The 24,930-nt window shown below is 69.4% G+C and carries 15 protein-coding genes and 2 rRNA genes; 9 read left to right on the top strand and 8 right to left on the bottom strand.

The features are described 5' to 3' along the window. The first annotated feature begins 71 nt into the window (after window positions 1–71). Together BKA14_RS24545 and rrf are read left to right on the top strand one after the other, a co-directional pair. Window positions 72–3,180: ribosomal RNA gene (locus BKA14_RS24545) — 23S ribosomal RNA — on the top strand. 116 nt (window positions 3,181–3,296) lie between these two features. Then, a 5S ribosomal RNA gene (gene rrf, locus BKA14_RS24540) occupies window positions 3,297–3,413 on the top strand. Window positions 3,414–3,524: 111 nt separating this feature from the next. Here the strand turns inward: rrf and BKA14_RS24535 are convergent. Beyond that, on the bottom strand, window positions 3,525–4,178 hold the full coding sequence (locus tag BKA14_RS24535) for a hypothetical protein (RefSeq protein ID WP_184953221.1): 654 nt from the start codon (window positions 4,176–4,178) through the stop codon (window positions 3,525–3,527). A 68-nt stretch (window positions 4,179–4,246) separates the two neighbouring features. Between BKA14_RS24535 and BKA14_RS24530 the strand changes: the two genes are divergently transcribed. Genes BKA14_RS24530 through BKA14_RS24520 form a run of 3 tightly spaced genes read left to right on the top strand, consistent with a single transcriptional unit; the run spans window position 4,247 to window position 8,576 of the window. After that, window positions 4,247–6,871: a valine--tRNA ligase gene (locus BKA14_RS24530; RefSeq protein WP_184953220.1), complete on the top strand. Its 2,625-nt coding sequence runs from the start codon at window positions 4,247–4,249 to the stop codon at window positions 6,869–6,871. Beyond that, a complete protein-coding gene (locus BKA14_RS24525) occupies window positions 6,868–8,193 on the top strand; it encodes a bifunctional folylpolyglutamate synthase/dihydrofolate synthase (protein ID WP_184953219.1) in 1,326 nt (441 codons plus the stop codon). The genes BKA14_RS24530 and BKA14_RS24525 overlap by 4 nt, the downstream gene beginning before the upstream one ends. Beyond that, on the top strand, window positions 8,190–8,576 hold the full coding sequence (locus BKA14_RS24520; protein WP_184953218.1) for a DUF4233 domain-containing protein: 387 nt from the start codon (window positions 8,190–8,192) through the stop codon (window positions 8,574–8,576). Before BKA14_RS24525 ends, BKA14_RS24520 begins: the two co-directional genes overlap by 4 nt. A gap of 11 nt (window positions 8,577–8,587) precedes the next feature. On the opposite strand, the gene BKA14_RS44320 is transcribed toward BKA14_RS24520, so the two are convergent. Further along, the gene (locus tag BKA14_RS44320; protein ID WP_239092702.1) at window positions 8,588–12,118 is read right to left on the bottom strand and encodes a VOC family protein; all 3,531 of its coding nucleotides are present in this window, start codon (window positions 12,116–12,118) and stop codon (window positions 8,588–8,590) included. A 153-nt stretch (window positions 12,119–12,271) separates the two neighbouring features. Here BKA14_RS44320 and ndk point away from each other — a divergent pair, with 153 nt between their 5' ends. Beyond that, window positions 12,272–12,688 (top strand): nucleoside-diphosphate kinase, encoded by a 417-nt coding sequence (ndk, locus tag BKA14_RS24510; protein WP_184953217.1) that lies wholly within the window; start codon window positions 12,272–12,274, stop codon window positions 12,686–12,688. Here ndk and BKA14_RS24505 read toward each other — a convergent pair. From BKA14_RS24505 to BKA14_RS45205, 4 genes are all read right to left on the bottom strand, one after another. Continuing rightward, a complete protein-coding gene (locus tag BKA14_RS24505) occupies window positions 12,685–13,470 on the bottom strand; it encodes an ABC transporter permease (RefSeq protein WP_184953216.1) in 786 nt (261 codons plus the stop codon). The genes ndk and BKA14_RS24505 overlap by 4 nt on opposite strands. A 159-nt stretch (window positions 13,471–13,629) precedes the next feature. Then, complete coding sequence (locus tag BKA14_RS24500; RefSeq protein WP_184953215.1) at window positions 13,630–14,400, bottom strand: ABC transporter permease; 771 nt, start codon at window positions 14,398–14,400, stop codon at window positions 13,630–13,632. Next, on the bottom strand, window positions 14,397–15,269 hold the full coding sequence (locus BKA14_RS24495) for an ABC transporter ATP-binding protein (RefSeq protein ID WP_184953214.1): 873 nt from the start codon (window positions 15,267–15,269) through the stop codon (window positions 14,397–14,399). The genes BKA14_RS24500 and BKA14_RS24495 overlap by 4 nt, the downstream gene beginning before the upstream one ends. Window positions 15,270–15,402: 133 nt before the next feature. Then, window positions 15,403–16,395 carry an ArsR/SmtB family transcription factor gene (locus BKA14_RS45205; RefSeq protein WP_184953213.1) on the bottom strand — a complete coding sequence of 331 codons (993 nt, stop codon included), beginning with the start codon at window positions 16,393–16,395 and terminating at the stop codon, window positions 15,403–15,405. Window positions 16,396–16,513: 118 nt separating this feature from the next. Here BKA14_RS45205 and BKA14_RS24485 point away from each other — a divergent pair, with 118 nt between their 5' ends. The 3 genes from BKA14_RS24485 to BKA14_RS24475 all read left to right on the top strand — a co-directional run bounded on the left by BKA14_RS24485 (window position 16,514) and on the right by BKA14_RS24475 (window position 22,205). Further along, the gene (locus BKA14_RS24485; RefSeq protein WP_184953212.1) at window positions 16,514–18,043 is read left to right on the top strand and encodes an alkaline phosphatase D family protein; all 1,530 of its coding nucleotides are present in this window, start codon (window positions 16,514–16,516) and stop codon (window positions 18,041–18,043) included. A gap of 215 nt (window positions 18,044–18,258) precedes the next feature. Further along, window positions 18,259–21,378, top strand: coding sequence for an isoleucine--tRNA ligase (gene ileS / locus BKA14_RS24480; RefSeq protein WP_184953211.1), 3,120 nt, complete (start codon window positions 18,259–18,261; stop codon window positions 21,376–21,378). Between the two features lie 152 nt (window positions 21,379–21,530). Continuing rightward, window positions 21,531–22,205, top strand: a complete 675-nt coding sequence (locus BKA14_RS24475) for a lysophospholipid acyltransferase family protein (RefSeq protein ID WP_184953210.1) — start codon at window positions 21,531–21,533, stop codon at window positions 22,203–22,205. On the opposite strand, the gene BKA14_RS24470 is transcribed toward BKA14_RS24475, so the two are convergent. Next, window positions 22,202–23,662, bottom strand: a complete 1,461-nt coding sequence (locus BKA14_RS24470; protein ID WP_184953209.1) for a cryptochrome/photolyase family protein — start codon at window positions 23,660–23,662, stop codon at window positions 22,202–22,204. The two genes, BKA14_RS24475 and BKA14_RS24470, sit on opposite strands and share 4 nt — an antisense overlap. A 28-nt stretch (window positions 23,663–23,690) precedes the next feature. Further along, entirely contained in the window at window positions 23,691–24,884 is a 1,194-nt protein-coding gene (locus BKA14_RS24465; protein WP_184953208.1) for a hypothetical protein, read from the bottom strand. Window positions 24,885–24,930 lie beyond the last annotated feature (46 nt).

The raw sequence follows: 24,930 nt of genomic DNA, 5'->3' as shown, positions 1-24,930 counted from the left end.
GAACGTTTTCGGGTTGTGGGTTGGTCGTTGGTTGAGAATTGCACAGTGGACGCGAGCATCTTGTTTTCTGTGGTTAAGTTGTCAAGGGCGAACGGTGGATGCCTTGGCACCAGGAGCCGATGAAGGACGTGGGAGGCCGCGATAGGCCTGGGGGAGCTGTCAACCTAGCTGTGATCCCAGGGTGTCCGAATGGGGAAACCTAGCACGAGTCATGTCGTGTTACCGCCAGTTGAATACATAGGCTGGTTGGGGGGAACGCCGGGAAGTGAAACATCTCAGTACCGGTAGGAAGAGAAAACAATAGTGATTCCGTGAGTAGTGGCGAGCGAAAGCGGATTTAGCCTAAACCGTGTGCGTGTGATACTTGTCAGGGGTTACGCATGTGGGGTTGTGGGAGCCACTTACCATATCTGACAGTGTGGTGGAGAGTTACAAAGCTTTGGGTTAGTGGAACGGTGTGGGAAAGCCGGCCGTAGAGGGTGAGAGCCCCGTAGACGAAAATTCAAAGCCTCTTTGTGGATTTCCCGAGTAGCAGCGGACTCCTAGAATCTGCTGTGAATCTGCCAGGACCACCTGGTAAGGCTGAATACTTCCTGGTGACCGATAGCGGACGAGTACCGTGAGGGAATGGTGAAAAGTACCCCGGGAGGGGAGTGAAATAGTACCTGAAACCGTTCGCCTACAATCCGTCAGAGCCTTTCGGGGTGATGGCGTGCCTTTTGAAGAATGAGCCTGCGAGTTAGTGGCACGTGGCGAGGTTAACCTGTGTGGGGTAGCCGTAGCGAAAGCGAGTCTGAATAGGGCGTTGTTAGTCGCGTGTTCTAGACCCGAAGCGGGGTGATCTAGCCATGGGCAGGTTGAAGCGTGGGTAAGACTGCGTGGAGGACCGAACCCACCAACGTTGAAAAGTTGGGGGATGACCTGTGGTTAGGGGTGAAAGGCCAATCAAACTCCGTGATAGCTGGTTCTCCCCGAAATGCATTTAGGTGCAGCGTCGTGTGTTTCTTGCCGGAGGTAGAGCACTGGATGGTCTAGGGGGCCTACAAGCTTACCGAAATCAGCTAAACTCCGAATGCCGGTAAGTGAGAGCGCGGCAGTGAGACTGCGGGGGATAAGCTTCGTAGTCGAGAGGGAAACAGCCCAGATCACCAGCTAAGGCCCCTAAGCGTGTGCTAAGTGGAAAAGGATGTGGGGTCGCTTAGACAACCAGGAGGTTGGCTTAGAAGCAGCCATCCTTTAAAGAGTGCGTAATAGCTCACTGGTCAAGTGGTTCCGCGCCGACAATGTAGCGGGGCTCAAGCACACCGCCGAAGCTGTGGCATTCACACATGACATCCGCCTTCCGATTCGTCGGTTGGTGCAGTGGTGTGGATGGGTAGGGGAGCGTCGTATGGCGAGTGAAGCGGCGGGGTGACCCAGTCGTGGACGCCATACGAGTGAGAATGCAGGCATGAGTAGCGAATGAAGAGTGAGAACCTCTTCCGCCGGATGACCAAGGGTTCCAGGGCCAGGCTAATCCGCCCTGGGTGAGTCGGGGCCTAAGGCGAGGCCGAGAGGCGTAGTCGATGGATAACGGGTTGATATTCCCGTACCCGCGAAGGAACGCCCAAGACGAACCTTCATGTACTAACCGCCCAAAACTGGTAATGGCTTCGGCCGGCATCAGCGGAGCGCGGGACCTTGTGGGGTAGTAGTTTAGTGATGGGGTGACGCAGGAAGGTAGCTGGTCCCAGGCGGTGGTTGTCCTGGGGTAAGCGTGTAGGCCCACACGTAGGCAAATCCGCGTGTGATTAAGGCTGAGACGTGATGCCGAGCCGTTTCAGGTGAAGTCAGTGATCCTATGCTGCCGAGAAAAGCCTCTAGCGATGTTCCGAGCGGCCCGTACCCTAAACCGACACAGGTGGTCAGGTAGAGAATACCAAGGCGACGGGTGAACTGTGGTTAAGGAACTCGGCAAATTGCCCCCGTAACTTAGGGAGAAGGGGGGCCGGACGCGTGAAGCCACTTGCTGGTGGAGCGTGGTATGGCCGCAGAGAGCAGGGGGAAGCGACTGTTTACTAAAAACACAGGTCCATGCCAAGTCGTAAGACGATGTATATGGACTGACGCCTGCCCGGTGCTGGAACGTTAAGGGGACCTGTTAGCCTTTCGGGGCGAGGCGGAGAACTTAAGCGCCAGTAAACGGCGGTGGTAACTATAACCATCCTAAGGTAGCGAAATTCCTTGTCGGGTAAGTTCCGACCTGCACGAATGGCGTAACGACTTCCCCACTGTCTCAACCACAGGCCCGGCGAAATTGCAGTACGAGTAAAGATGCTCGTTACGCGCGGCAGGACGGAAAGACCCCGGGACCTTTACTATAGCTTGACATTGGTATCCGAATTTAATTGTGTAGGATAGGTGGGAGCCGGTGAAGCTCGGACGCCAGTTCGGGTGGAGGCAATCTTGAAATACCACTCTGTTGGGTTTGGGTATCTAACTTGCGGCCCTGATCGGGTCGAGGGACAGTGTCTGGTGGGTAGTTTAACTGGGGCGGTTGCCTCCTAAAGGGTAACGGAGGCGCCCAAAGGTTCCCTCAGCCTGGTTGGCAATCAGGTGTTGAGTGTAAGTGCACAAGGGAGCTTGACTGTGAGACTGACGGGTCGAGCAGGGACGAAAGTCGGGACTAGTGATCCGGCACTTGCGTGTGGAAGCGGTGTCGCTCAACGGATAAAAGGTACCCCGGGGATAACAGGCTGATCTTCCCCAAGAGTCCATATCGACGGGATGGTTTGGCACCTCGATGTCGGCTCGTCGCATCCTGGGGCTGTAGCAGGTCCCAAGGGTTGGGCTGTTCGCCCATTAAAGCGGTACGCGAGCTGGGTTTAGAACGTCGTGAGACAGTTCGGTCCCTATCCGCCGTGCGCGTTGGATACTTGAGAAGGGCTGTCCCTAGTACGAGAGGACCGGGACGGACGAACCTCTGGTGTGCCAGTTGTCCCGCCAGGGGCACGGCTGGTTGGCTACGTTCGGAAGGGATAACCGCTGAAAGCATCTAAGCGGGAAGCTCGCTTCGAGATGAGGTATCCCACCACCTTGAGTGGGTAAGGCTCCCAAGAGACTATTGGGTTGATAGGCCGGAGATGTAAGCCAGGTAACTGGTTCAGTCGACCGGTACTAATAGGCCGAGGGCTTAACCACCCTAAACTTTTTGCTCGACGCGTCCACTGTGTGATTCACAGCAAACGAACAACCAGAAGCGCCGGCTGAACATGGCCGTGCTGCTGAAACTGGTTTGTTCCACCGCTGATAGCTGTTTCGGTGGTCATAGCGGAGGGGAAACGCCCGGTCTCATTCCGAACCCGGAAGCTAAGCCCTCCAGCGCCGATGGTACTGCACTCGGGAGGGTGTGGGAGAGTAGGACGCCGCCGGACTCAACGTGAAACAGTAGGCCCACCCCATCACGGGGTGGGCCTACTGTCGTTTCGGGGCCTAAAACGATTGTGGCCGCGCCCCGGAAAAGGACGCGGCCGGCACTTAGGGGATCAGCGGGTTTCGGTGGCGTCGCGGATCTGGCGCATCAGGGGCGCCGCCTCGGCTTCCGTGCGGTTGTTGAACATCGCAAGGGCCAGACTGCCGTGGTCGGCCCACCCGCACACGGTCAGATCGCCGTCCGGGGTCTTGGTGATTCCGCATTTCATGACGCCATCGAGCGGCCCCGGGTCCACGTCGTGCAGGTTGGTCACCGAACCCTCGTTGTCGGAGATCAGGGACATGGCGGATTCGAGATCGCGCGACGGTGTCCAGATCAGGCCGGTGCCGCCCAGGAACAGCACGTCCTTCTCGCCGGTCTCCTGATAGACCGCGCCCACCGTGCGGTCGAGCTCGACCTCCGCGGCCAGTGCCGTCTGCAGATAGTCGGCTGTGGTGACGCCGTTCTCCGAGCCGTCGACGACGAGGTTCCCGATCTGCTGCGGGGTCGTCAGCGTGGCGTCCTTCTGGGCGATGATGCGCCAGCTGGTGAAGCCGAGCGTGACCACGCCGGCCGTCGCGATCGCCAGCACACCGACGATCAACACCCGGCGTACGGGGAAACGGTTGGGCTTCGCCTGATCCTCGACGTCGTCGGGGGCGGAATCGGCAGGTGAGGGGGGCGGCAGAGTGCCGATGTCGATCGGATCGGGGCCGGGCTCGGGCATTGCAGGAGCGTAGCAAGCAGAGGCGATGCGAATTCGGGGTTCCGTCGCGGCATCCGTAGACTTGTCGGGTGACCGAGACGACCCAGAACCGCACCCCCGACAGCCGGCCCACCGGCGGCCTCTCCGCCCAGTACCAGCCGGGCGAGGTAGAGCAGCGGCGGTACGAGACGTGGGTAACCGAGGGCTACTTCACCGCTGATCCGGCCAGTGACAAGCCCGCGTTCTCGATCGTCATCCCGCCGCCCAACGTCACCGGCTCGCTGCACGTCGGGCACGCCCTCGACCACACCATCCAGGACACCCTGTCGCGGCTCAAGCGCATGCAGGGTTACGAGGTGTTGTGGCTGCCGGGCATGGATCACGCCGGCATCGCGACGCAGAACGTGGTGGAGCGTCAGCTCGCCGCCCAGCAGCTGTCCCGGCACGACCTGGGCCGCGAGGACTTCGTCAAGAAGGTCTGGGAGTGGAAGGCGCAGTCCGGTGGCGCCATCCTGGGGCAGATGCGCCGGCTGGGCGACTCCGTGGACTGGTCGCGTGAGCGGTTCACGATGGATGAGGGGCTGTCCCGCGCCGTCCAGACGATCTTCAAGCGGCTCTACGACGACGAGCTGATCTACCGGGCCAACCGGATCATCAACTGGTGCCCGCGCTGCCTCACCGCGCTCAGCGACATCGAGGTCGAGCACACCGACGACGAGGGCGAGCTCGTCTCGATCCGGTACGGCGACGGGGAGAACGCGATCGTCGTGGCCACCACCCGGGTCGAGACGATGCTGGGCGACACCGCCGTGGCCGTCCACCCCGACGACGAGCGCTACAAGCACCTGGTCGGCACCGAGATCGAGCTGCCGCTCACCGGCCGGCGCATCCCGATCGTGGCCGACGAGCACGTCGACCCCGCGTTCGGCACCGGTGCGGTCAAGGTGACCCCGGCCCACGACCCCAACGACTTCGAGATCGGGCAGCGGCACGACCTGCCCAGCATCACCATGATGGACGAGCGCGCGGTCGTCACCGTGCACGGTCCGTTCGAGGGTCTCGACCGGTACGAGGCCCGCCCCGCGATCGTCGCCGCGCTGCGCGAGGAGGGCCGCATCGTCGCCGAGAAGCGGCCGTACGTGCACTCGGTGGGTCACTGCTCGCGCTGCAAGACCACTGTCGAGCCGCGGCTGTCGCTGCAGTGGTTCGTCAACACCGGTCCGCTGGCGAAAAAGGCGGGCGACGCCGTACGGGACGGGCGCGTCACCATCGAGCCGGCCGAGCTGTCCAAGCGCTACTTCGCCTGGGTCGACAACATGCACGACTGGTGCATCTCGCGTCAGCTGTGGTGGGGTCACCGCATCCCGGTCTGGTACGGGCCGGACGGCGAGGTCGTGTGCGTCGGGCCCGACGACGAGCCGCCCGCCGGCTACACCCAGGACGAGGACGTGCTGGACACGTGGTTCTCGTCGGCGCTGTGGCCGTTCTCGACCATGGGCTGGCCCGAGCAGACCGCCGAGCTGGCCAAGTTCTATCCGACCAGCGTGCTCGTCACCGGCTACGACATCCTGTTCTTCTGGGTCGCCCGGATGATGATGTTCGGGCTGTACGCGATGGACGACGTGCAGCCGTTCAACGTGGTCAACCTGCACGGCATGGTCCGCGACGGCCACGGCAAGAAGATGTCGAAGTCGTTCGGCAACGTGGTCGACCCGCTCGACTGGATCGACCGTTACGGCGCCGACGCCACCCGCTTCACGCTGGCCCGCGGGGCCAACCCCGGCTCCGACGTGCCGATCAGCGAGGAGTGGTGCCAGGGTTCGCGCAACTTCTGCAACAAGCTCTGGAACGCGACCCGGTTCGCGTTGATGAACGGTGCGACGGTCGCGGGGCCGCTGCCGGCGCCGGAGGAGCTGTCGGCGATCGACAAGTGGATCCTGTCGCGCCTGCAGCACGTGATCGGCGAGGTCGACGAGCAGTTCAAGGCGTACGAGTACGCGAAGGTCTGCGACACCCTCTACCACTTCGCGTGGGACGACGTCTGCGACTGGTATCTCGAGCTGTCGAAGCCGGTGCTGGCCGAGGGCGGCGAGGCGACCAAGCGGGTGCTCGGTCACGTGCTCGACCAGCTGCTGCGGCTGCTGCACCCGGTCATCCCGTTCGTCACCGAGGAACTGTGGACCGCGCTCACCGGCGGCGAGACCATCGTCAAGGCGCAGTGGCCGGCGGCCGAGAAGGAGCTGATCGACGACGCCGCCGAGGAGGAGCTGGCCGCGCTGCAGAAGGTGGTCACCGAGGTCCGGCGGTTCCGTTCCGACCAGGGGCTCAAGCCGAGCCAGCGGGTCTCCGCGGCGCTCACCGGTCTGGGCAACGCCGGCATCGACACGCACGAGCCGCTGATCCGCTCCCTGGCCCGGCTCGACCCGCCGGCGGCGGGCTTCACGGCGACGGCGACGCTCGCTGTCTCCGGGGCGATCACGGTCGACCTCGACACGCGCGGCACGATCGACGTGGCGGCCGAACGGGCCCGGCTCGAGAAGGACCGCGCCGCCGCCGAGAAGGAAGCGGCGCAGTGCCGGGGCAAGCTCGGTAACGCATCGTTCGTCGGCAAGGCCCCCGAGCAGGTCGTCGCGAAGATCAAGGACAGGCTGGCGACAGCTGAGGCTGATCTTGCGAGAATTGCCGCGGCTCTCGAAGCGTTGCCTACGGCATGAGCACTTACGCAGAGGTGGAGGCCGCGCTCAACGGGCGCGGCTTCACCCGCATGGCGTTCGACATGCAGAAGATCCGGGATTTGATGGACGTGCTCGGCAGCCCTCAGCGGGCCTACCCGGCGATCCACCTGACCGGCACTAACGGCAAGACCAGCACGGCCCGCATGATCGACGCGGTGCTGCGGGCGCACGGCCTGCACACCGGGCGGTACACGAGCCCGCACCTGGAGACCGTACGGGAAAGAATCAGCCTCGACGGCGAACCGATCAGCGAGGAACGGCTCGCGGCCACCTATGACGAGGTGGCGCCGCTGGCCGACCTGATCGACGCGCGCAACACGGAGTCGCTGACCTACTTCGACATGACCACCGCGCTGGCCTACGCGGCCTTCGCCGACGCTCCCGTGGACATCGCCGTCGTCGAGGTGGGACTGGGCGGCGAGGAGGACGCGACAAACGTCATCGACGCCGGGGTGTGCGTGATGACCCCGATCGGGCTCGACCACACCGAGTGGCTCGGCGACACCATCGAAGACATCGCCTGGGCCAAGGCGGGCATCATCCACAAGGGCGCCACGGTGATCACGTCACTGCAGACCGAGGAGGCCATGCGGCCCATCCTCGAACGCTGCGCCGAGATGAGCGCGACCCTGGCCCGCGAAGGCAGCGAGTTCGGCGTGATCGAACGGACCCAGGCCGTCGGTGGGCAGGTGCTCACGCTGCAGGGGCTCGGCGGCGTGTACGACGAGATCTTCCTGCCGCTCTTCGGGGCGCACCAGGCGCAGAACGCGGCGCTGGCGCTCGCGGCCGTCGAAGCCTTCCTCGGCGCGGGGCCCGGCAAACAACTGGAGCTGGACCTCGTACGGGAAGGGTTTGCCCAGGTCGACTCGCCCGGGCGGCTCGAACGGGTCCGCAGCGCGCCGACGATCCTGCTCGACGGCGCGCACAACCCCCACGGCATGGCGGCGACGGTCAGCGCGCTGGAGGAGGAGTTCTCGTTCCGGCACCTCGTCGCGGTCGTGGCCGTGCTCGGCGACAAGGACGTCTCCGGGCTGCTCGACCTGCTGGAACCGGTGGCCGCACGAATCGTGGTCACGCAGAACAGCTCGCCGCGGTCGATGCCGGTCGACGAGCTGGCCCAGCTGGCCACCGACATCTTCGGGGAGGATCGGGTGACCGTCGCACAGACCATGCCGGACGCGATCGAGGAGGCCGTGGTGATCGCCGAGGAGGACACGTCGGGCGAGCTCAGCGGCGTCGGCGTGATCATCACGGGTTCGGTGGTCACGGTGGCCGACGCCCGGAAGCTGCTCAAACGATGACCTCGCCCTCGCCTGATCCCTCGTCCTCGCCCGATCCCGGGGCTCCGCGGTCGGGGCTGAAGAACCCCCAGGCCGCCGTACGGGGTCTGGGCGCGGGGACGCTCGTGCTGGAAGCCATCGTGCTGCTGCTCGGCATCCAGCCCATCCGGATCATGGGCGGCGACCTGAACGGCTGGGGCATCGCGTCAGTGATCGTCCTGGCCGTGCTGGCGGCGCTGCTCGCGGGCATGATGGGCCGCTCCTGGGCCTGGCCGGCGGGCACCGTGCTGCAGGTGTTGCTGCTGGCCAGCGGGCTCTTGCACTGGTCGCTGGCAGTGCTGGGCCTGTGCTTCGGCGGTGCCTGGGTCTATGCCCTGTACGTGCGGAGGACCATCCTCGGATAGCCCTCCGCGCGCTATCGGATGGCCCTCCACTGGGTGATGGCGATGTTGTGGCCGTCGGGGTCGGTGAACGCGGCCGACCACAGCTCGAGGCGGTCGCCCCGGTTGACCGCCTGCGGCGGGTGGAGGAACTGGACGCCCTTGGCGGCGAGCTCCTGATAGACCGCCTCGACGTCGCCCACCTCCAGGTTGAGGTAGATCAAGCGGCCGGCCTCGGTGGACAGGTCGTGCACGGTGCGCAACACCAGGCGGGTGTCGCCGGACGCCAGCACGGCGCTGCCGTCGCCGCCGTCGATCTCGTAGAAGCCGAGGGTGTCACGGTAGAACGCCGTGGACCGGGCCAGGTCGGTGACCAGCACGGTGATGCCTACGCCGTGGATCGCCCCGGCGGGGCCGGGGCGGGCGCTGGGATACGCGGTGATCACGTCGGCGGTGCTGTCGTCGGGCTCGGGGGTGCCGGCCAGGTCGGCCCACGGGCCGCGGTCATGGCCCTGGGCGGCCGCCGCGGCTGCGGCCGCCGCCAGTGCGGCTGCGGCGGGGGACGGCTTCGGGTGAGTGCCGCCGGTCGGCTGTCCGGGTGCTGCGCTGGTTGCTGCGCCGCCTGTCTGTCCGGCTGCTGGGTTTGTTGCTTGTCCGGCTGCTGCGTTTGTGGCTTGTCCGGCTGCGGAGGGCGGCTGGGCGGCGGGTGGCGGGGCTTCGGCCGGCGGAGTGGCGCGCGGTTGAGCTGCGGAACGGGCTCCCGTTGACGGGTCGGACGCCGCGGGGGTGCCGCTGCCGGTTCCCGTGTTGCGGGCGGCGGCGAAACCGGCGCCCGCCGCGGCGCTGGCGGCTGCCCCGGCTGCGGAGGCCGCGGCGGCGTCCGAGGTGGCTACGCCGGGCCTGGGCAGGCGGGTCGAGTCTTCCTCGTCGAGCAGGGAGGATTCGAAGAACGGAGCTGCCTCGGCGGTGGGCGCCGAGCCGTGGGGCGGGGACGTGGCCGCAGCAGATGCCCCTGCCGGGCCGCTCGCCGCGACGACGGTCGGCCTGGTGTCGTCGGCGGTGCGGTTGTCTGCGGTGTGGTCGTCTGCGGTGCGGTGGTCGTCGGCGGTGCGATTGTCTGCGGTGCGGTGGTCGGCGGGCTGGTCGTCGCGTGCCGGGTTGGTCGGGTCGCGGAGCTGGCTGTGTGGCGACGTGTCGGCGGCGGTGCTCCCTGCCGCGCGGCTGTCGTGGGGGCTGTCGCCCTCGGGGGTGGACCGTGCCGCAGTGGAGGAGACCTCTTCGTCGGCTGGTGTGGGCTGGTCGTCGCGGTCGGACTTGCTGACCTTGCGGACCGCGGCGGCGGCCACGGCTGCTACCGCGCCTACCGCGGTGGCGAAGCGGCCGTGATGCTTCTCGGGCTCCGGCGCGGGCACTTCCCGGGTTCGGTCGGTGTCGTGCAGGGGCTGGGTCGGCTCGTCGTCAGGCAGGACCTGGGTCGGCTCGTCGTCCGGCACGGGCTGGGCCGTGGCCTTGCGACCCGTGAAGGCGTGGCCTTCCATGCCCGGCTCGGGGGTGCTGTACGCGGGCTTGTCGCCGGCCGGCGGGGCTTGGCGTGCGTTGTCGTCCTCGGCCGGCTGAGGGCTTGGGCTGCCGTACTCCGCGGGCTCGGACGGTGCGCTCCGGTACTCGGACGGTGTGCTCCGGTACTCGGACGGCGCGCGCCGGTACTCAGTCGGCTCCGGGCGTGCGCTGCCGTATTCCGCCGGCTCCGGGCGGGCGCTGCCGTATTCCGTCGGCTCCGGGCGCGCGCTGCCGTGTCCGGGTGGCTCGGGGCGCGCGCTGCCGGGTTCGGAGGGCTCCCGGTGTGCGGTGCCGTTGTCCACGGGGGCGGAGCGAGCGGCTGAGGGCTCGGTCGGCTCGGAGTGGGGGCGCGGGCGGGGGGCCGGCGGGTCGTTCAGGGTGGGCTGGGGCGTGGCCGCGTCGTGGGCCGCGTTGGAGATGAAACGGGTGGACGGGTGGATGCGGGCCGTGTCGTCGACGGGTGGGGCGATGAGGTCTTCCGACATGGCCCGGGCGGCGGCGGGGGTGGACTCGGGGGCCGGGTCGGGGTCGCCGTCCAGTGGGAGGTCGATCTCGTCGTCGGCAGCGGGGGTCGACGAGGTAGGGGACGCCGGGCGGGCCGACGTCGGCGGGGGTGCGGTGGGGGGTGGGGTCGTCGGGCTCGGCGCGGTCGGGAACGATCCGACCGGGGACGGGCTCGGCGGGGTCGATGTGGCAGTGGGCTCGGGGCGCTGGTGAGGCGGCTCGGGCGCGGGCGCCTGCGGACTCGGCGTCTCGTGCTCGTCGGAAAAACTCTCCTGATGCCGTGACTCCGGCGACGGGCTGTGGAAGGCCGAGGCCGTGGGCCGGTCGTGCGGCGAGGACGGGTGCGGCGAGGCCGCGGGCCGGGCGTAAGGCGAGGACGGGTCCGGCGAGGCCGCGGGCCGGGCGTAAGGCGACGACGGGCCGGGCGGGGGCGGGTCGTCGTCGAGGGGGATGTCGGTGAGCAGCGAGTCGTCGGGGTGGGGTTCGCGCTGGGGCGGGGGCCCGGACGGGGAGTGATGCTCGGCCGTGGCGGTCGCGGCGCCGCCCCGGGCCCGGGGGCTGGGCTTGGCGCCCGGTGGGCGGGACGCGGCGCCAGCGGCGGCCCCGACGGTGGCGGTGGACGTGGAGGTGGGCGCGGGACCGGCTGTGGAGTATCCGGGCCGGTCGTCCTCCGCGGCCGGATAGTCGGAATCTTCGGGATCCGCTGGTCCGGCGGCGGCCGCGGCTCGGCGGGGGAGCGGCGACGGCTCGTCGTGGTCGACGAACTCGCCCTCGACGATCGGGCCGGCGGGCGTGTCCCGCACGACGACCGGGCTCTCCGAATACTCCTCGGAATCCAGGCTGGAATCCGCGCGCGAGCCGCCACCGGGTGCCGGCGGCGGACCCGGCGGCGGCGGGGAGCTGCCCGGCGGCGGGGGCGGCGGGTCGCCGTCGTCGCGCGACCAGGAGCGGTCGCGGTTGGTCCAGGGGGGCGGCTCGAGGTCGCCCAGCAGGTCGGCGTCGAGGTCCGCGTCGGGCTCGTCGTCGAAGTCGGTGGGCGGCGGGGGCGGGTCCTCCCCGCGCTCGCGTGGCGGCGCCTCGTCCCAGTTGATTTTGACCCGGCGCATGTCGTCGACGTCGACCGTGATGGGCAGGGTGTCGCCGGGCTCGGGCCATTTCACGACGGGGATGCGGGACTCGTTGATCTCGACCTCGCTCGTCGGCAGGCCGGGCGCGACGATCACCGCCTGGATGCGGGCCCGGCCGTAAACCGACGTCGTGGCCGGTGGAGGCGTGATCGACCGGACCTCGGCGCTGCCGGCGACCCAGGCCCGGGCGCCCCGGCGCACCACATTGACCACCCCGAGGGCCACCGCCAGGGCGAGCAGCGCGACCCCGAAGATGACCACCCCGAGGCTGGACATGCCGAAGCCCAGCGCGACCACGAAAACCGCGATCGTGCCCGCGACCGCCGCGACCAGCTTCCGTGCCGGCGCGATCGGACGTCCGGTCTGGTTTGCCAATGTGGACCTCCCGCTCGTCCCCGACAGGTTATTGCCCGGCTCAGTGTGAGCGAAAGTGCGGTAGTACCGGCGTTGGCGCTCGCCGCATTCGTGGTACCGATAGGCTGAACGTAGCCCCTTCAGCACCCACGTTCAGCACCCACGGAGGACTCGTTGCCCAGCCCCACCGAGCGTTCGCTCGTGCTCCTCAAGCCTGACGCGGTCCGTCGCGGACTGCTCGGCGAGATCCTCGGCCGGTTCGAGCGCAAGGGCCTGGTGGTCGAGGCGATGGAGCTGCGCACGATGGATGCGACGCTCGCCGACCAGCATTACGCCGACCACGTCGAGAAGGCGTTCTACCCGCCGCTGAAGGAGTTCATGACCTCCGGGCCGCTGGTCGCGCTGGTGCTCGCGGGCGACGAGGTGATCGAGGTGGTGCGCGCGATGATCGGCTCGACCGACGGGCGCAAGGCGGCCGCCGGCACGATCCGTGGCGATTTCGCGCTGTCGAACCGGGAAAATCTGGTGCACGCCTCCGACTCGCCGGAGAGCGCCGGGCGCGAGCTCGCCCTCTGGTTCCCGAAGCTCTAAAGCGCGTCGAGCGACGCCCGCCGGCGCGACTCGATCTCGAAGATCTTCAGCAAGACGACGGCCGCGACCGCGTAGCCCGCTCCGACCAGCAGTTCCTGGCCGAGTGCGGGCGCGGCCGCGGCCAGTCCGTCTCCGGCCGCGAGCCGCCGGGCCGCCTCCGCCGCGTGCGTGATCGGCAGGAAGTGCCCGACCGTCACCATCCAGCCGGGCAGCCCCGACGCGGGCACGTTTACGCCGGTGAGCAGCAGCAACAGCGCGACCGATACGTTCGAGACGACCCACACGTCGCGGAACCGCAGGCCCAGCGCGCCCAGCGTCAGCCCGAAGAACCCGCAGGCCAGCGACCCTGCGGTCATGGCCAGCAGCAGCCCCGGCAGGGCGCCGGGCGGAATCCGCAGCCCGAGCAGGAGCGCGCCCACGGCCAGCGTGACCACGGCGATCAGAAGACCGTTTCCCGCGTACGGGAGAACGCGCCCCCAAAATATCGCGGTGCGGCTGCGTGGCGAGAGCAGCACATGCCCGAGCGTGCCGAAGCGGCGCTCGTTGGCCACCGCCATGGTGCCGCCGAAGACGCAGGCCAGTGACGCGGTGAGCACGGCGTTGCCGACGATGTAGAACCGGTCGTCGGCCACCTGCAGCTGGCGGCCCAGGTAGGCGAAGAACAGCAGCTGGAACAGCGGGCCGACCAGCAAGGTGCCGACGAACATGCCGGGTGTCGTCCAGTTGAAGAGCGCCCGGTACGCGATCGCGCCGCCCACGGTCATCAAGCGCAGAGTCTTCATGCGGTGCCTCTCGGGGCTCAGGTAAGTGAGTGCTCAGGAACGCGGGTCGGGGGTGAGGGGTGGCCGGCGGTGTGGGGCCGGGACGGCGGAGGGGCGCAGTGGTGTGGGCGGGGAGCCGGGTGGCGGCGGCGCGGGGTGATGCGGGCGAGAGGGCCGGCGTCATGCGAGGGCCAGGGTGGCGGCGACGCGGGCGCGGCGTTCGACGTGGGTCAGGGCCAGGCCGCCGAGGGCCAGGCAGAGCAGGCTGATCCCGAGGCAGATGCCGACCGACGGCCAGACCGGGCCGCCGCTGGTGGCCTCGCGCAAGGCCCGCGCACCCCAGGTCGTGGGCAGGATCGCCGCGATCGGGCCGGTCCACGAGGGCAGCACGGTGATCGGCACGAGCATGCCGGAGACCAGCCAGACCGGGTATTCGAGCGTGTTGGCCAGCGCGTTCGCGTTACGCATGAGCACGAACGTGGCCGCCAGCAGCAGGCCGAACATGCCGAGCGCGACCACGCAGACGACGGCCGCGACGACGAAGGCCGCCGGGTGGGCGAAGTCGAGCTTGATGCCGTACAGGAGCCGACCCCAGGCCAGTGTCGCGAGCAGCGCGTAAATGCCGGTCAGGCCGGTGGCGATCGTGATGGGGAGGATCACCAGCACCGGTCGCCGCGGCGCCAGCATGATCATTTCGAGGGTGCCCTGCCAGCGCTGGTTCTGGATCGCGCCGCCCGAGCCGAACAGCACCGACGACCACACACCCATCACGCCGGCGCCGACCGCGGCCTCGAGCAGCCGGTGCCCCTCGCCGCCGGCGCGGAACAGGTAGACGGCCAGAGTGGCCTGCACGACCGGCACGACCAGGGCGATCGCGACCTCGAAGGGGGACCGGCTGATCTGCTTGGCGTGCAGCAGCGTGCCCACCACGAGCAACCTGAGCACGTTCATGCGGCGCTCACGATCGCCACGTACGCGTCCTCCAGCGTGGGCTCACGACTGTCGACCCGTCCCAGCCGGATCCCGGCCAGCTCCCGCAGCACGTCACCCTGCACGTCCACGTGCGCATCGGAGTGGACGGTCAGCAGTTGCAGGGCGCCACGGGCCTCGACTGCGGTTTCCCGTACGCCGGGGAGCCCGCGCAACGCGTCGACCGCGCTGTCGGGCACCCCGTACGCCTCCACCTCGACGACCCGCCGCCCGTCCGCGCGGTGGCGCAGCTCGGCCGGCGTACCCAAAGCTTGGATCTGCCCGTCGGCGATGACCGCGATCCGGTCGCACAGCTCGTCGGCCTCGGCCATGTAGTGGGTGGTGAGCAGCACGGTCGTCCCCGTCGAGGCCAGGTCGGCCACCGTGCGCCGCAGCTCGCGGGCGGCCACCGGGTCGACCCCGATCGAGGGTTCGTCGAGGAACAGCACGTCGGGCGAGTGCAGCAGCCCGCGCGCGATGTGCAGGCGCTGCCGCATGCCCCGCGAGTAGCCCTCGACCCGCTCACCCTCGCGTCCGGTCAGGCCCACCAGTTCGAGCAGGTCGCCGATGCGCCGCTTCTGGTCGCGTGGCGCCACCCCGTACAGCTCGGCGAAATACCGCAGGTTGTCCAGGGCGGACAGGCGGTCGTAGAGCCCACGGTCACCGCCGAACACGTAGCCGATCCTGCGGCGCACCTCCCGGGTGTCCTTCTCGACGTCGTGCCCGCAGATCCGGGCCGTGCCCGAGGTCGGGATGAGCAGGGTGTTGAGCAGTTTGATGGTGGTCGTCTTGCCCGCACCGTTCGGTCCGAGCAGCCCGAACAGTTCGCCGCGGCCGACCGTGAAGGTCACCCCGCGGACCGCCTCGACCTCGGTGCGTCTGGGCTTGAGCCAGCCCGTACGGGCCTTGTAGGTGCGGCGTAAGTCTTCCGCTCGATGGCGTACTCGTTCCCCATGCGCGGAACGCTAGGGAATCGACCGGCGTCTAGGAAACGAATTCGGTGCGGGCCGAATCCTCGCCGAGCAGCCGCACGAGGGCCACCCCGGCCGGTTCGAGACCGTAGAGCACGCGGCGCCCGGCCCGGCGGCGGTGCACGACCCCGGCCGCGAGCAGGCCCGTCAGATGCTCCGAGATCGTGCTCGGGGCCAGCCCGAGGGAGGTGGCCAGCCCGGTCGTGGTGGCCGGAGTGGTCAACGCCCGCAGCACGGCGGCCCGTCCCCGCCCGAGCAGGACGGCGAGACGGTCGTCGGCGGCCGGCACGGGCGTCCCGGCCAGCGCCGCCGCCCCGCGCGACTGGTAGGTGACCATCACCAGGTCGGGCTGGTCGCACGAGCACAGCAAAGCGCCCCGCGAGAAGATCAACGGGACCAGCAGCAGCCGTTGGTTGACCGCCCGGAACGACTGCTCGAGCGGCTTGACCAGGGTGAGCACGGGCCGCTCCCAGCGGATCCGCTCGTGCAGCTTGGCCAGCAGCGCGTCCGGCCCGTCGGCGGCCAGCGCCCGCGCCCGCAGCAGCACTTCCTCGTCGAGCGCGGCCCGCATGGCCGGCCAGGAGGGCGCGAGCGCCGCGTCCCAGTACGCCCGGACACCGTCGGCGAGCCGGTCGAGCGCGGCCTGCCGGTCGTCCAGGAACGGCCGCAGCCCCGGCAGCACGTCACCGTCCGGATAGTGCTTGGCGATCTCGTGCTCGATCACTTCGGCCGGCGTGGCCCGCACCTGATCGAGCTGCTCGGCGATGGTAGGCATCGCGGTGAGCGGCGGCGGGCACAGGAAGTCCGGCGACACCGACGGCAACGACAGGTAGAGCGACACCGACGCGGTCAGACCCCGGGCGCGGCGGGCCCAGTCCTCGTACGGCCAGGGCACGGTCCCGGGGTTGCGCTGCAGCAGAGTGAGACTGCAGAACACCTCGGCCAGCGGACTGATCGCGATCCGGGTGCGCGACAGCGTCGGCTCATCGATCTCGATCCGAATCACCCTCGAATCGTAGAGGCGCCGCGGTTCGGGCGGGTTCATCGATCCTGGTCGAGATCACGGGGTGGTGTTCAGGGTCCGGCTACCCGGGGGTCATGCGGGATCGATAGGTATCGGAGTCATGACCTCGATCTCGCGACGGAATCTGCTTCGGGCCGGTGTGGCCGGTGGCGTTGTCAGCCTGGCCGGTGGGGCGCCGGCCTTCTCGTCGGCCGGTTCCCGGCCCGTGCTCACCCATGGCGTGCAGAGCGGTGACGCCCGGGCCGGGTCCGCTGTGGTGTGGAGCCGGGCGGATCGGCCGGCGCGGCTGTGGGTGCACGTCAGCAAGCGGCCCGACTTCCGGGGAGCGCGGGTGCTGCGAGGGCCGGTGGTGACGCCGGCGACGGACTTCACCGGCAAGGTGACGCTGCGCGGGCTGCCCGCGGGGGAGCGGCTCCACTACCGGGTGCGGGCCGAGAGCCTGGAACGGCCGGGGCTGTTCGGCGCGCCGGTCAGCGGGTCGCTGCGCACGGCGCCCGTACGCCGGGGGGATGTTCGCTTCGTCTGGACCGGTGATGTGGCCGGGCAGGGGTGGGGCATCGATCCCGCGTACGGGGGAATGAAGCTTTTCGAGTCGATGCGCCGCCGGCGGCCGGACTTTCTGCTGCACAGTGGGGACACGGTGTATGCCGACGGGCCGCTGGCCGAGACGGTGACGCTGCCCGACGGGCGGATCTGGCGCAACGTGATCACCGAGGAGAAGCTCAAGGTCGCCGAGACGCTCCAGGAGTACCGCGGGCAGTACGCGTACAACCTGCTCGATGACGCCTATCGCGGGTTCGCGGCCGAGGTGCCGCAGATCAACCAGTGGGACGACCACGAGGTGACCAACAACTGGTACCCGGGGGAGATCCTGGAGGACGCCCGTTACACCGAGAAGCGGGTGGACGTGCTGGCCGGGCGGGCCCGGCAGGCCTACCACGAGTGGGTGCCGACGCCGCTGCGGGAGGGTCCGGTCCACCGCAAGATCTCGTACGGGCCGCTGCTCGACATCTTCGTGCTCGACATGCGCACCTTCAAGGACGTCAACGACGGCAACACCTACGCCGACCCGAACCGGGGTCTGCTGGGCCGGGAACAGCGGGAATGGTTGATCCGGGGGCTGCGGGAGTCGCGTGCGACCTGGAAGGTGATCGCCAACGACCTGCCGCTCGGCCTGGTCGTGCCGGACGGCGCGGCCGCGCAGGAGGGGGTGGCCCAGGGCGACCCGGGCGCGCCGAAGGGCCGCGAGCTGGAGTTCGCCCAGGTGCTGCAGTCGGCCCACCGGCACGGTGTCACCGGCATCGTGCTGCTCACCGCCGACGTGCACTACACCCAGGCGGTGCACTACGACCCGGCCCGCGCGGCGGTGCAGGACTTCACCCCGTTCTGGGAGTTCGTGTCGGGCCCGGCCCACGCCGGTGCCTTCGGCCCGAACGCGCTCGACGGCACGTTCGGGCCGCGGACCCACTTCGTGAACGCGCCGCCCGTGGCCAACACGTCGCCGGCCGACGGCTTCCAGCACTTCGGCGAGGTGGAGATCGACGGCGAGTCCCGGGCGTTCACGGTCAACCTGCGCGACCGCGACGGCAAGTCCCTCTGGAGCACGACCCTGCCGGCCCCTCGGCGGTAATTGACGTGCGATGGCCGGTATCGTTGTCGGTGCAGGCGACGATCCGGCCATCACCGGGGAGCTTCCGGAAGAACGGGCCCGCGGGGTCTCAGTAGAACCGGGTGGCGGCAGCCGAGAGAAATGAGCGGGCGGAGCGATCCGTCAAGCGAGGTGGTACCGCGGCGCGTCAAGCGTTCGTCCTCGCAGTCCGACGACTGCTACGAGGAGTTCCACCGATGGCCTATCCCCAGCACACCGACGCGAGTGGCGTGCCGGCCAGCCCCGACCTGCCCGCCGTGGAGCGGGCCGTCCTCGAGCACTGGGCCGCCGACAAGACGTTCGAGGCGTCGGTCGAGCAGCGCCCGGCCGGCACGAACGGCAGCAACGAGTACGTCTTCTACGACGGCCCGCCGTTCGCCAACGGGCTGCCGCACTACGGCCACCTGTTCACCGGCTACGTGAAGGACCTGGTGCCGCGGTATCAGGCCATGCGGGGCAAGCACGTGGAGCGCCGTTTCGGCTGGGACACGCACGGCCTGCCGGCCGAGGTGGAGGCGGAGAAGCAGCTCGGCATCACCACCAAGGCGCAGATCGTCGAGCTCGGCATCGACAAGTTCAACGAGGCCTGCCGCAGCTCCGTGCTCGCGTACACCAAGGACTGGGAGCGCTACGTCACGCGCCAGGCCCGCTGGGTCGACTTCGCCGACGACTACAAGACCCTCGACCCCAGTTACATGGAGTCGGTCATGTGGGCGTTCAAGACCCTGCACGACAAGGGCCTGGTCTACGAGGGCTTCCGCGTGCTGGCCTACTGCTTCCGGTGCGAGACCCCGCTGTCGAACACCGAGACCCGGATGGACGACGTCTACCGGGACCGCACCGACCCGGCGCTGACCGTGACGTTCCGGTTGGAGACGGGCGAGGACATCGCGGTGTGGACAACCACGCCGTGGACCCTGCCGTCCAACCTCGCGCTGGCCGTCGGCCCGTCCCTGCAGTACGCGATCCTCGAGAAGGACGGCCGGCGGCTCATCATGGGGGCGTCCAGGGTCCCCTCGTACGGGAAAGAGCTGGAGGGCTGGACCCAGGTCGGCACCGTCCTGGGCAGCGAGCTGGCCGGCCGGCGCTACGAGCCGCTCTTCGACTTCCTGGTCGAGCAGGGCGGGCCGAACGCCTTCCAGGTGCTCGCGGCCGACTACGTGAGCGACGAGGACGGCACCGGCGTCGTGCACCAGGCCCCGGCCTTCGGTGAGGACGACCAGAACGTCTGCAACGCGGCCGGCATCCCGACCGTGGTCACCGTGGACGACCACACCCGTTTCACCGCGCTCGTGCCCGACTGGCAGGGCGTGCAGGTGTTCGAGGCCAACAAGCCGATCATCGCCGATCTGAAGGGCCGCGGCGTGGTGCTGCGGCACGAGGGCTACACGCACTCGTACCCGCACTGCTGGCGCTGCGACACCCCGCTGGTCTACAAGGCGGTGTCGTCGTGGTTCGTGGCCGTGACGAAGTTCCGCGACCGCATGGTCGAGCTCAACCAGGAGATCACCTGGACCCCGGCCCACATCAAGGACGGCTCGTTCGGCAAGTGGCTGGCCAACGCCCGCGACTGGTCGATCTCGCGCAACCGGTTCTGGGGTTCGCCGATCCCGGTGTGGAAGTCCGACGACCCGAACTACCCGCGGGTGGACGTCTACGGCTCGTTCGAGGAGATGCAACGCGACTTCGGGGTGACGATCGAGGACCTGCACCGCCCGTACGTGGATGAGCTGACCCGCCCGAACCCGGACGACCCGACCGGCAAGTCGACCATGCGCCGCGTGCCCGAGGTGCTCGACTGCTGGTTCGAGTCCGGGTCGATGCCGTTCGCCCAGGTGCACTACCCGTTCGAGAACAAGGACTGGTTCGAGCACCACTACCCGGGCGACTTCATCGTCGAATACATCGGCCAGACCCGCGGCTGGTTCTACACCATGCACGTGCTGGCCACGGCGCTGTTCGACCGGCCCGCGTTCCGCAACTGCCTCAGCCACGGCATCCTGCTCGGCGAGGACGGGCGCAAGATGTCCAAGTCGCTGCGCAACTACCCGGACGTCTACAAGGTCTTCGACTCGTACGGGTCGGACGCCATGCGCTGGATGCTGATGTCGTCGCCGGTGCTGCGGGGCGGGGACATGCCCGTCACCGAGGTGGCGATCCGTGACTCCGTACGGCAGGTGTTGTTGCCGCTCTGGAACGTCTGGTATTTCTTCACGCTCTACGCCAACGCGTCCGGTCATGTCGCGGCATTCAGGACGGACTCGCGGGACCTGCTGGACCGTTACGTGCTGGCCAAGACCAACGAGCTCGTCACCGACGTGCAGCGGCAGATGGACGAGTACGACATCTCGGGCGCGGCCGGCTCCATCAGGTCGTTCCTGGACGCGTTGACCAACTGGTACGTCCGCCGTTCGCGCGACCGGTTCTGGGCGGGCAGCGAGGACGCGTTCGACACCCTGGCCACGGTGCTGGAGACCCTCTGCCGCGTGGTCGCCCCGCTCGCCCCGCTGACCGCCGAGGAGATCTGGCGGGGCCTGACCGGTGGCCGCTCGGTGCACCTGACCGACTGGCCCGCCGCCGCGGACTTCCCGGCCGACCACGAGCTGGTCGCCTCGATGGACGCGATCCGCGAGGTCGCCTCGGCCGCCCTGTCGCTGCGCAAGGCGCGGGGCCTGCGTGTGCGGCTGCCCCTGGCCAAGCTGACCGTGGCCACCGCCGACGCTTCGGCCTTGCAGAGCCTGGGCGACCTGGTGGCCGACGAGGTCAACGTCAAGGACGTGGTGTTCACCGGCGACGTGGCCGCGTACTGCGAGCAGGTGCTGACCGTCGTGCCCCGGGTCCTCGGCCCGCGCGTCGGCCGGCAGGTGCAGCAGGTGATCAAGGCCGTCAAGGCGGGCGAGTGGCAGCTCGTGGACGGCGCCCCGGTCGCGGCGGGGGTGACCCTGGCCGAGGGCGAGTACGAGCTCAAGCTGGTCGCGGCGGACGTCGAGAACTCGGCGCCGCTGCCCGGCGGGGCGGGCGTCGTGGTGCTCGACACCGCGGTCACCCCGGAGCTGACGGCCGAGGGTCTGGCCCGCGACGTGATCCGGGTGGTGCAGCAGGCCCGGCGGGACGCCGGACTCGACGTGTCGGACCGGATCTCGCTCGTCGTGTCGGCGGCCGGGCCCGTGCGGGCCGCCGTCGAGACGCACCGCGAGTTCGTGGCCGCGGAGACCCTGGCGACCTTGCTGACGTCGGTGGAAGCTGGGGAGAGTGGCTTCGCCGGCGAGGTCGGCGAGGGCGACCAGGTGACCGTCCGGGTGGCCAAGGCCGTGTGAATCCAGCGACTCGGCCCGGGCATTTGCCGTCTCTGTCGGGAAATGTCCGGGCCGGTCGGCGGGATCGACGGGGACTTCCGGGTTCCCCTCCGGTAACCTGACCGCGCTCCCCACACGTTTGCGCTCGTCCTTTGTCCCCGGAGGAACCTCAGTTGCCGCTGCTCTACACGATCGGCAAGCTCACCGTCGGCAACGTGATGATGCTCGGATGGCGCCCGCGAGTCGAGGGCCTCGAGCACATCCCCAAGACCGGTGGTGTGATCTTCGCCGGCAACCACCTGTCCGTCGCCGACGAACTCTTCCTGGGCTCGGTGCAGCCCCGCCACCTGGCCTTCTGGGCCAAGTCGGACTACTTCAACGGCACCGGGATCAAGGGCTGGTTCAACCGCAGCCTGATGAACGGGCTGGGCGCGATCCGGGTCGAGCGCGGCGGCGGCCGGGCCGCGCTGACGGCCTTCGACGGCGCGATCCCGGTGCTCAAGGCCGGTGACGCGGTCGCGATCTATCCCGAAGGCACGCGCTCGCCCGACGGCAAGCTCTACCGCGGCCGCACCGGCACGGCCCGGCTCGCGGTGGCGGCCGGCGTGCCGATCATCCCGGTCGGCATGATCGGCACCGAGAAGGTGCAGCCCATCGGCCAGCTGCTGCCCAAGCCGGCCCGGGGCGCCGTCACGGTCAAGTTCGGCAAGCCGATCGACCCCGAGGGCCGCGGCGACGACCGCACCTCGCTGCGCGCGCTCACCGACGAGCTGATGGCCGAGATCCAGAAGCTCACCGGCCAGGAGTACGTGCCGCGGTACGCCCCGGCCAAGCCCACCAAGGACTAAGGCGCGCGCGAGCCGCGGGCCTTCTCCTGCTCGACCAGCGCCTCCACGTCGGCCAGCCGGCGCAGGCCGTTGAGCGGCTGCCGCATGCGGTGGTTGCCGGCCAGCGCCTGCTCGTTGCGCGCGAGAAAGGCCCAATACCCGGCCGTGTACGGGCAGGCGTCGTCGCCCACGCGCACCTTGGGGTCGTACCGGCAGCCGCCGCAGTAGTCGCTCATCCGGTTGATGTAGGCGCCCCCGCTCGCGTACGGCTTGCTGCTCATCCGCCCGTGATCGGCGAACTGGCTCATACCGATCACGTTGGCCGTCATCACCCACTCGTAGCCGTCGACGAAGCTGCGGTGGAACCAGTCGGCCATCGCGCCCGGCCGCCAGCCGCGCTGCATGGCGTAGTTGCCCAGCACCATCAGCCGCGGGATGTGATGCACCCAGCCGCGGTCGCGCACCCCGGCCAGCACGTCGGACAGGCAGCGGGCCTCGACCGCGTCCGCGTCCAGCTCGGCGAACCAGCGCGGCAGCTCCTTGCGGGCCCGCAGCTCGTTCGAGGCGCGGTAGCCCGGCTCGAAATACCAGTACAGATGCCAGATGAAATCGCGCCAGCCGACGATCTGCCGGACGAACCCCTCCACGCTGGCCAGGGGCGCCTTCCCTTCCCGGTACGCCTCCTCGGCGCGCTCGACGACCTCGAGCGGGTCGAGCAGCCCCAGGTTGAGGGGTGCGCTGAGCATGCTGTGGCTCATCCACGGGTCACCGGCCAGCATCGCGTCCTCGTACGGGCCGAACGGCGTCAGCCGGTGCGTGACGAAATGGCGCAGCCGGACCAGCGCCTCGTGCCGGGTGGCCGGGAACAGGCGCGGGCCGTCACGCCCGACGAACGTGATGCCGTCCTCGCGCTCCCAGCGGTCGAGGTCGGCCCGCACCTGCTCGTCGATCTCGTCCTCGACGACGGCGGGCGGCTCGGGGACGTCCAAGGTCGTGGCGTTGCGCGGCGGGGGCTCCCGGTTGTCGTGGTCGAGGTTCCACTTGCCGCCGGCCGGCTCGTCGCCGTTCATCAGCAGGCCGTGCCGCTGCCGGGCGTCCCGATAGAAGTCCTCCATGCGCAGGTGGTCGCGGCCGCGGGCCCACGCCGTGAAGTCGGCCGGCGTGGTCACGAAGCCGCGCGGCGGCAGCATCTCGACCACCCGGGGCAGACGGGTGACCAGCCCGCGGGCGGCCCGGGAAGTGGGGTGGCAGACGGTCACCTCCTGCGTGATCGCCTCGGCGTACGTCTCGGCCCGGACCAGCCGTACGCCGTCGTCCTGAGCCCGGTGGCGCAGCGCGGACAGGATCAGGTGAGCCTTCTGCCGGTGGAACGCGCGGCGCCGGAACACTGCCTTCGACTCCACCAGCAGCGCCTCCTGGCCCGGCGCGTCGAGGAAGTGCGGGCCGAGCTGATCGGCGAACAGCCAGCGTGGGGTCATCCGGTCATCGTGCCCTGCGCCGGGCCGATCAACCGGGAGACAGGACTTCTTCGCGCAGGCGGGCGACCAGTTCGGCGCTGTCGGTGATCGAGCGGCGGGTCAGCAGCACGGTGGCCAGGCTGCCGTGGTCGGCCCAGGTGCACACGACCACCGAGGTGCCGTTGTCGCGGCCGGCCCCGCAGCGCTCGTGCGCGCCGAACTCGCCCAGGTCGAACGACTGCACGTCCTGGAGGCCGTAGTCGGCGGCGGCCTGCTCGATCCGCGTCCGCACGTCGGTGCCCGGAGTGAGCCGGAAGCCGGTCTCGCCGAACACGGTGACCCGTTTGCCGCGGGCGTCGCGGTAGACGCCGGCGAAACCGCTCGGGCCGGTCTCCTCGGTGTCGCGCAGCTGCAGGTCGGAGAACGAGTCGGGCAGCGCGGCGGTGACCGGGTACTGCTCGGCGGCGGGGGACTGGGTCCAGGCGAACGGGAGACCGCAGCAGCAGACGACACCGATCAGGCTCAGCAGGGCCAGGCGGCGGCCCCAGCGGCGCTTGCGGCGCGGCGGGGGCAGCGGGCGGGCCGGTTGCCGCGGGGCCCACGGCGGCGGGGCCGGGAGTGGGCGGCCGTTCACGATCGGGCCGGGCGGCGGGCCGGGCGGGCCCGGCGGCCGGGTCTGGATCGGCAGGCGGTTGGCCGTGGGCTGCGGGGCGTTCTTGAGCCGCTTGCGTTCCTTGCGCGAGAGCTTCGGCGCGTTCTTGGTGGGCGGCGGGGGCGCCGCAACCGGCGGCCGGTTGCTCGGCTTGCTGACCGGCGGAGGCGGCGGCGCGGGCGGGGCGGCGGGCGGCTCGATCCGGGTCCGGGGCGGCGCGGGCGCGGCCTGCTCCAAACGGGTCGGGTCGAGCGTCGCCGGGGGCAGCGGCGGGGCCGGTTTCGGGGTCGCCGCTTCGGCCTCGGTCCCCTCGAGGTCGAGCGCGAGGGAGTCCCATGGCGTGTCCTGATCGGCCCACGGGTCGACGGCCGGGGTGGTGGCCCAGTGATCGTGCGGTTCGGCCGGCGGGGCCGGCTGCGGCGGCTGGTGGCGACGCCACCACGGCGTCTTGGGGGCCGGCGCGGGCACGGCCGCCGAGCCGCTCCAGCGCACCGGGGCGTCCACCGTGGAGGGTTCCGAGCCGTTGTCCACCCGGGTCGGGTCGGGCACTCCGTTCGCCGGGCGAGTTTCCTCCGGCTGCGGGTCGGCCATCCGTCGATCTCCTTCACTGCCGGGGCATCCCCGGCGGGGCGGTCAA

Source organism: Paractinoplanes abujensis, from assembly GCF_014204895.1.
Lineage (GTDB): Bacteria > Actinomycetota > Actinomycetes > Mycobacteriales > Micromonosporaceae > Actinoplanes > Actinoplanes abujensis.
Note: the sequence above shows the minus strand (reverse complement) of the source record. Positions and strands in the feature narration are given on the sequence as shown.

Coding starts and splice junctions, on each gene's coding strand:
- BKA14_RS24535 (WP_184953221.1), bottom strand. CDS start 4,178: ATGCCCGAGCCCGGCCCCGATCCGATCGACATCGGCACTCTGCCGCCC.
- BKA14_RS24525 (WP_184953219.1), top strand. CDS start 6,868: ATGAGCACTTACGCAGAGGTGGAGGCCGCGCTCAACGGGCGCGGCTTC.
- BKA14_RS24520 (WP_184953218.1), top strand. CDS start 8,190: ATGACCTCGCCCTCGCCTGATCCCTCGTCCTCGCCCGATCCCGGGGCT.
- BKA14_RS24505 (WP_184953216.1), bottom strand. CDS start 13,470: ATGAAGACTCTGCGCTTGATGACCGTGGGCGGCGCGATCGCGTACCGG.
- BKA14_RS24500 (WP_184953215.1), bottom strand. CDS start 14,400: ATGAACGTGCTCAGGTTGCTCGTGGTGGGCACGCTGCTGCACGCCAAG.
- BKA14_RS24485 (WP_184953212.1), top strand. CDS start 16,514: ATGACCTCGATCTCGCGACGGAATCTGCTTCGGGCCGGTGTGGCCGGT.
- ileS (WP_184953211.1), top strand. CDS start 18,259: ATGGCCTATCCCCAGCACACCGACGCGAGTGGCGTGCCGGCCAGCCCC.
- BKA14_RS24470 (WP_184953209.1), bottom strand. CDS start 23,662: ATGACCCCACGCTGGCTGTTCGCCGATCAGCTCGGCCCGCACTTCCTC.
- BKA14_RS24465 (WP_184953208.1), bottom strand. CDS start 24,884: ATGGCCGACCCGCAGCCGGAGGAAACTCGCCCGGCGAACGGAGTGCCC.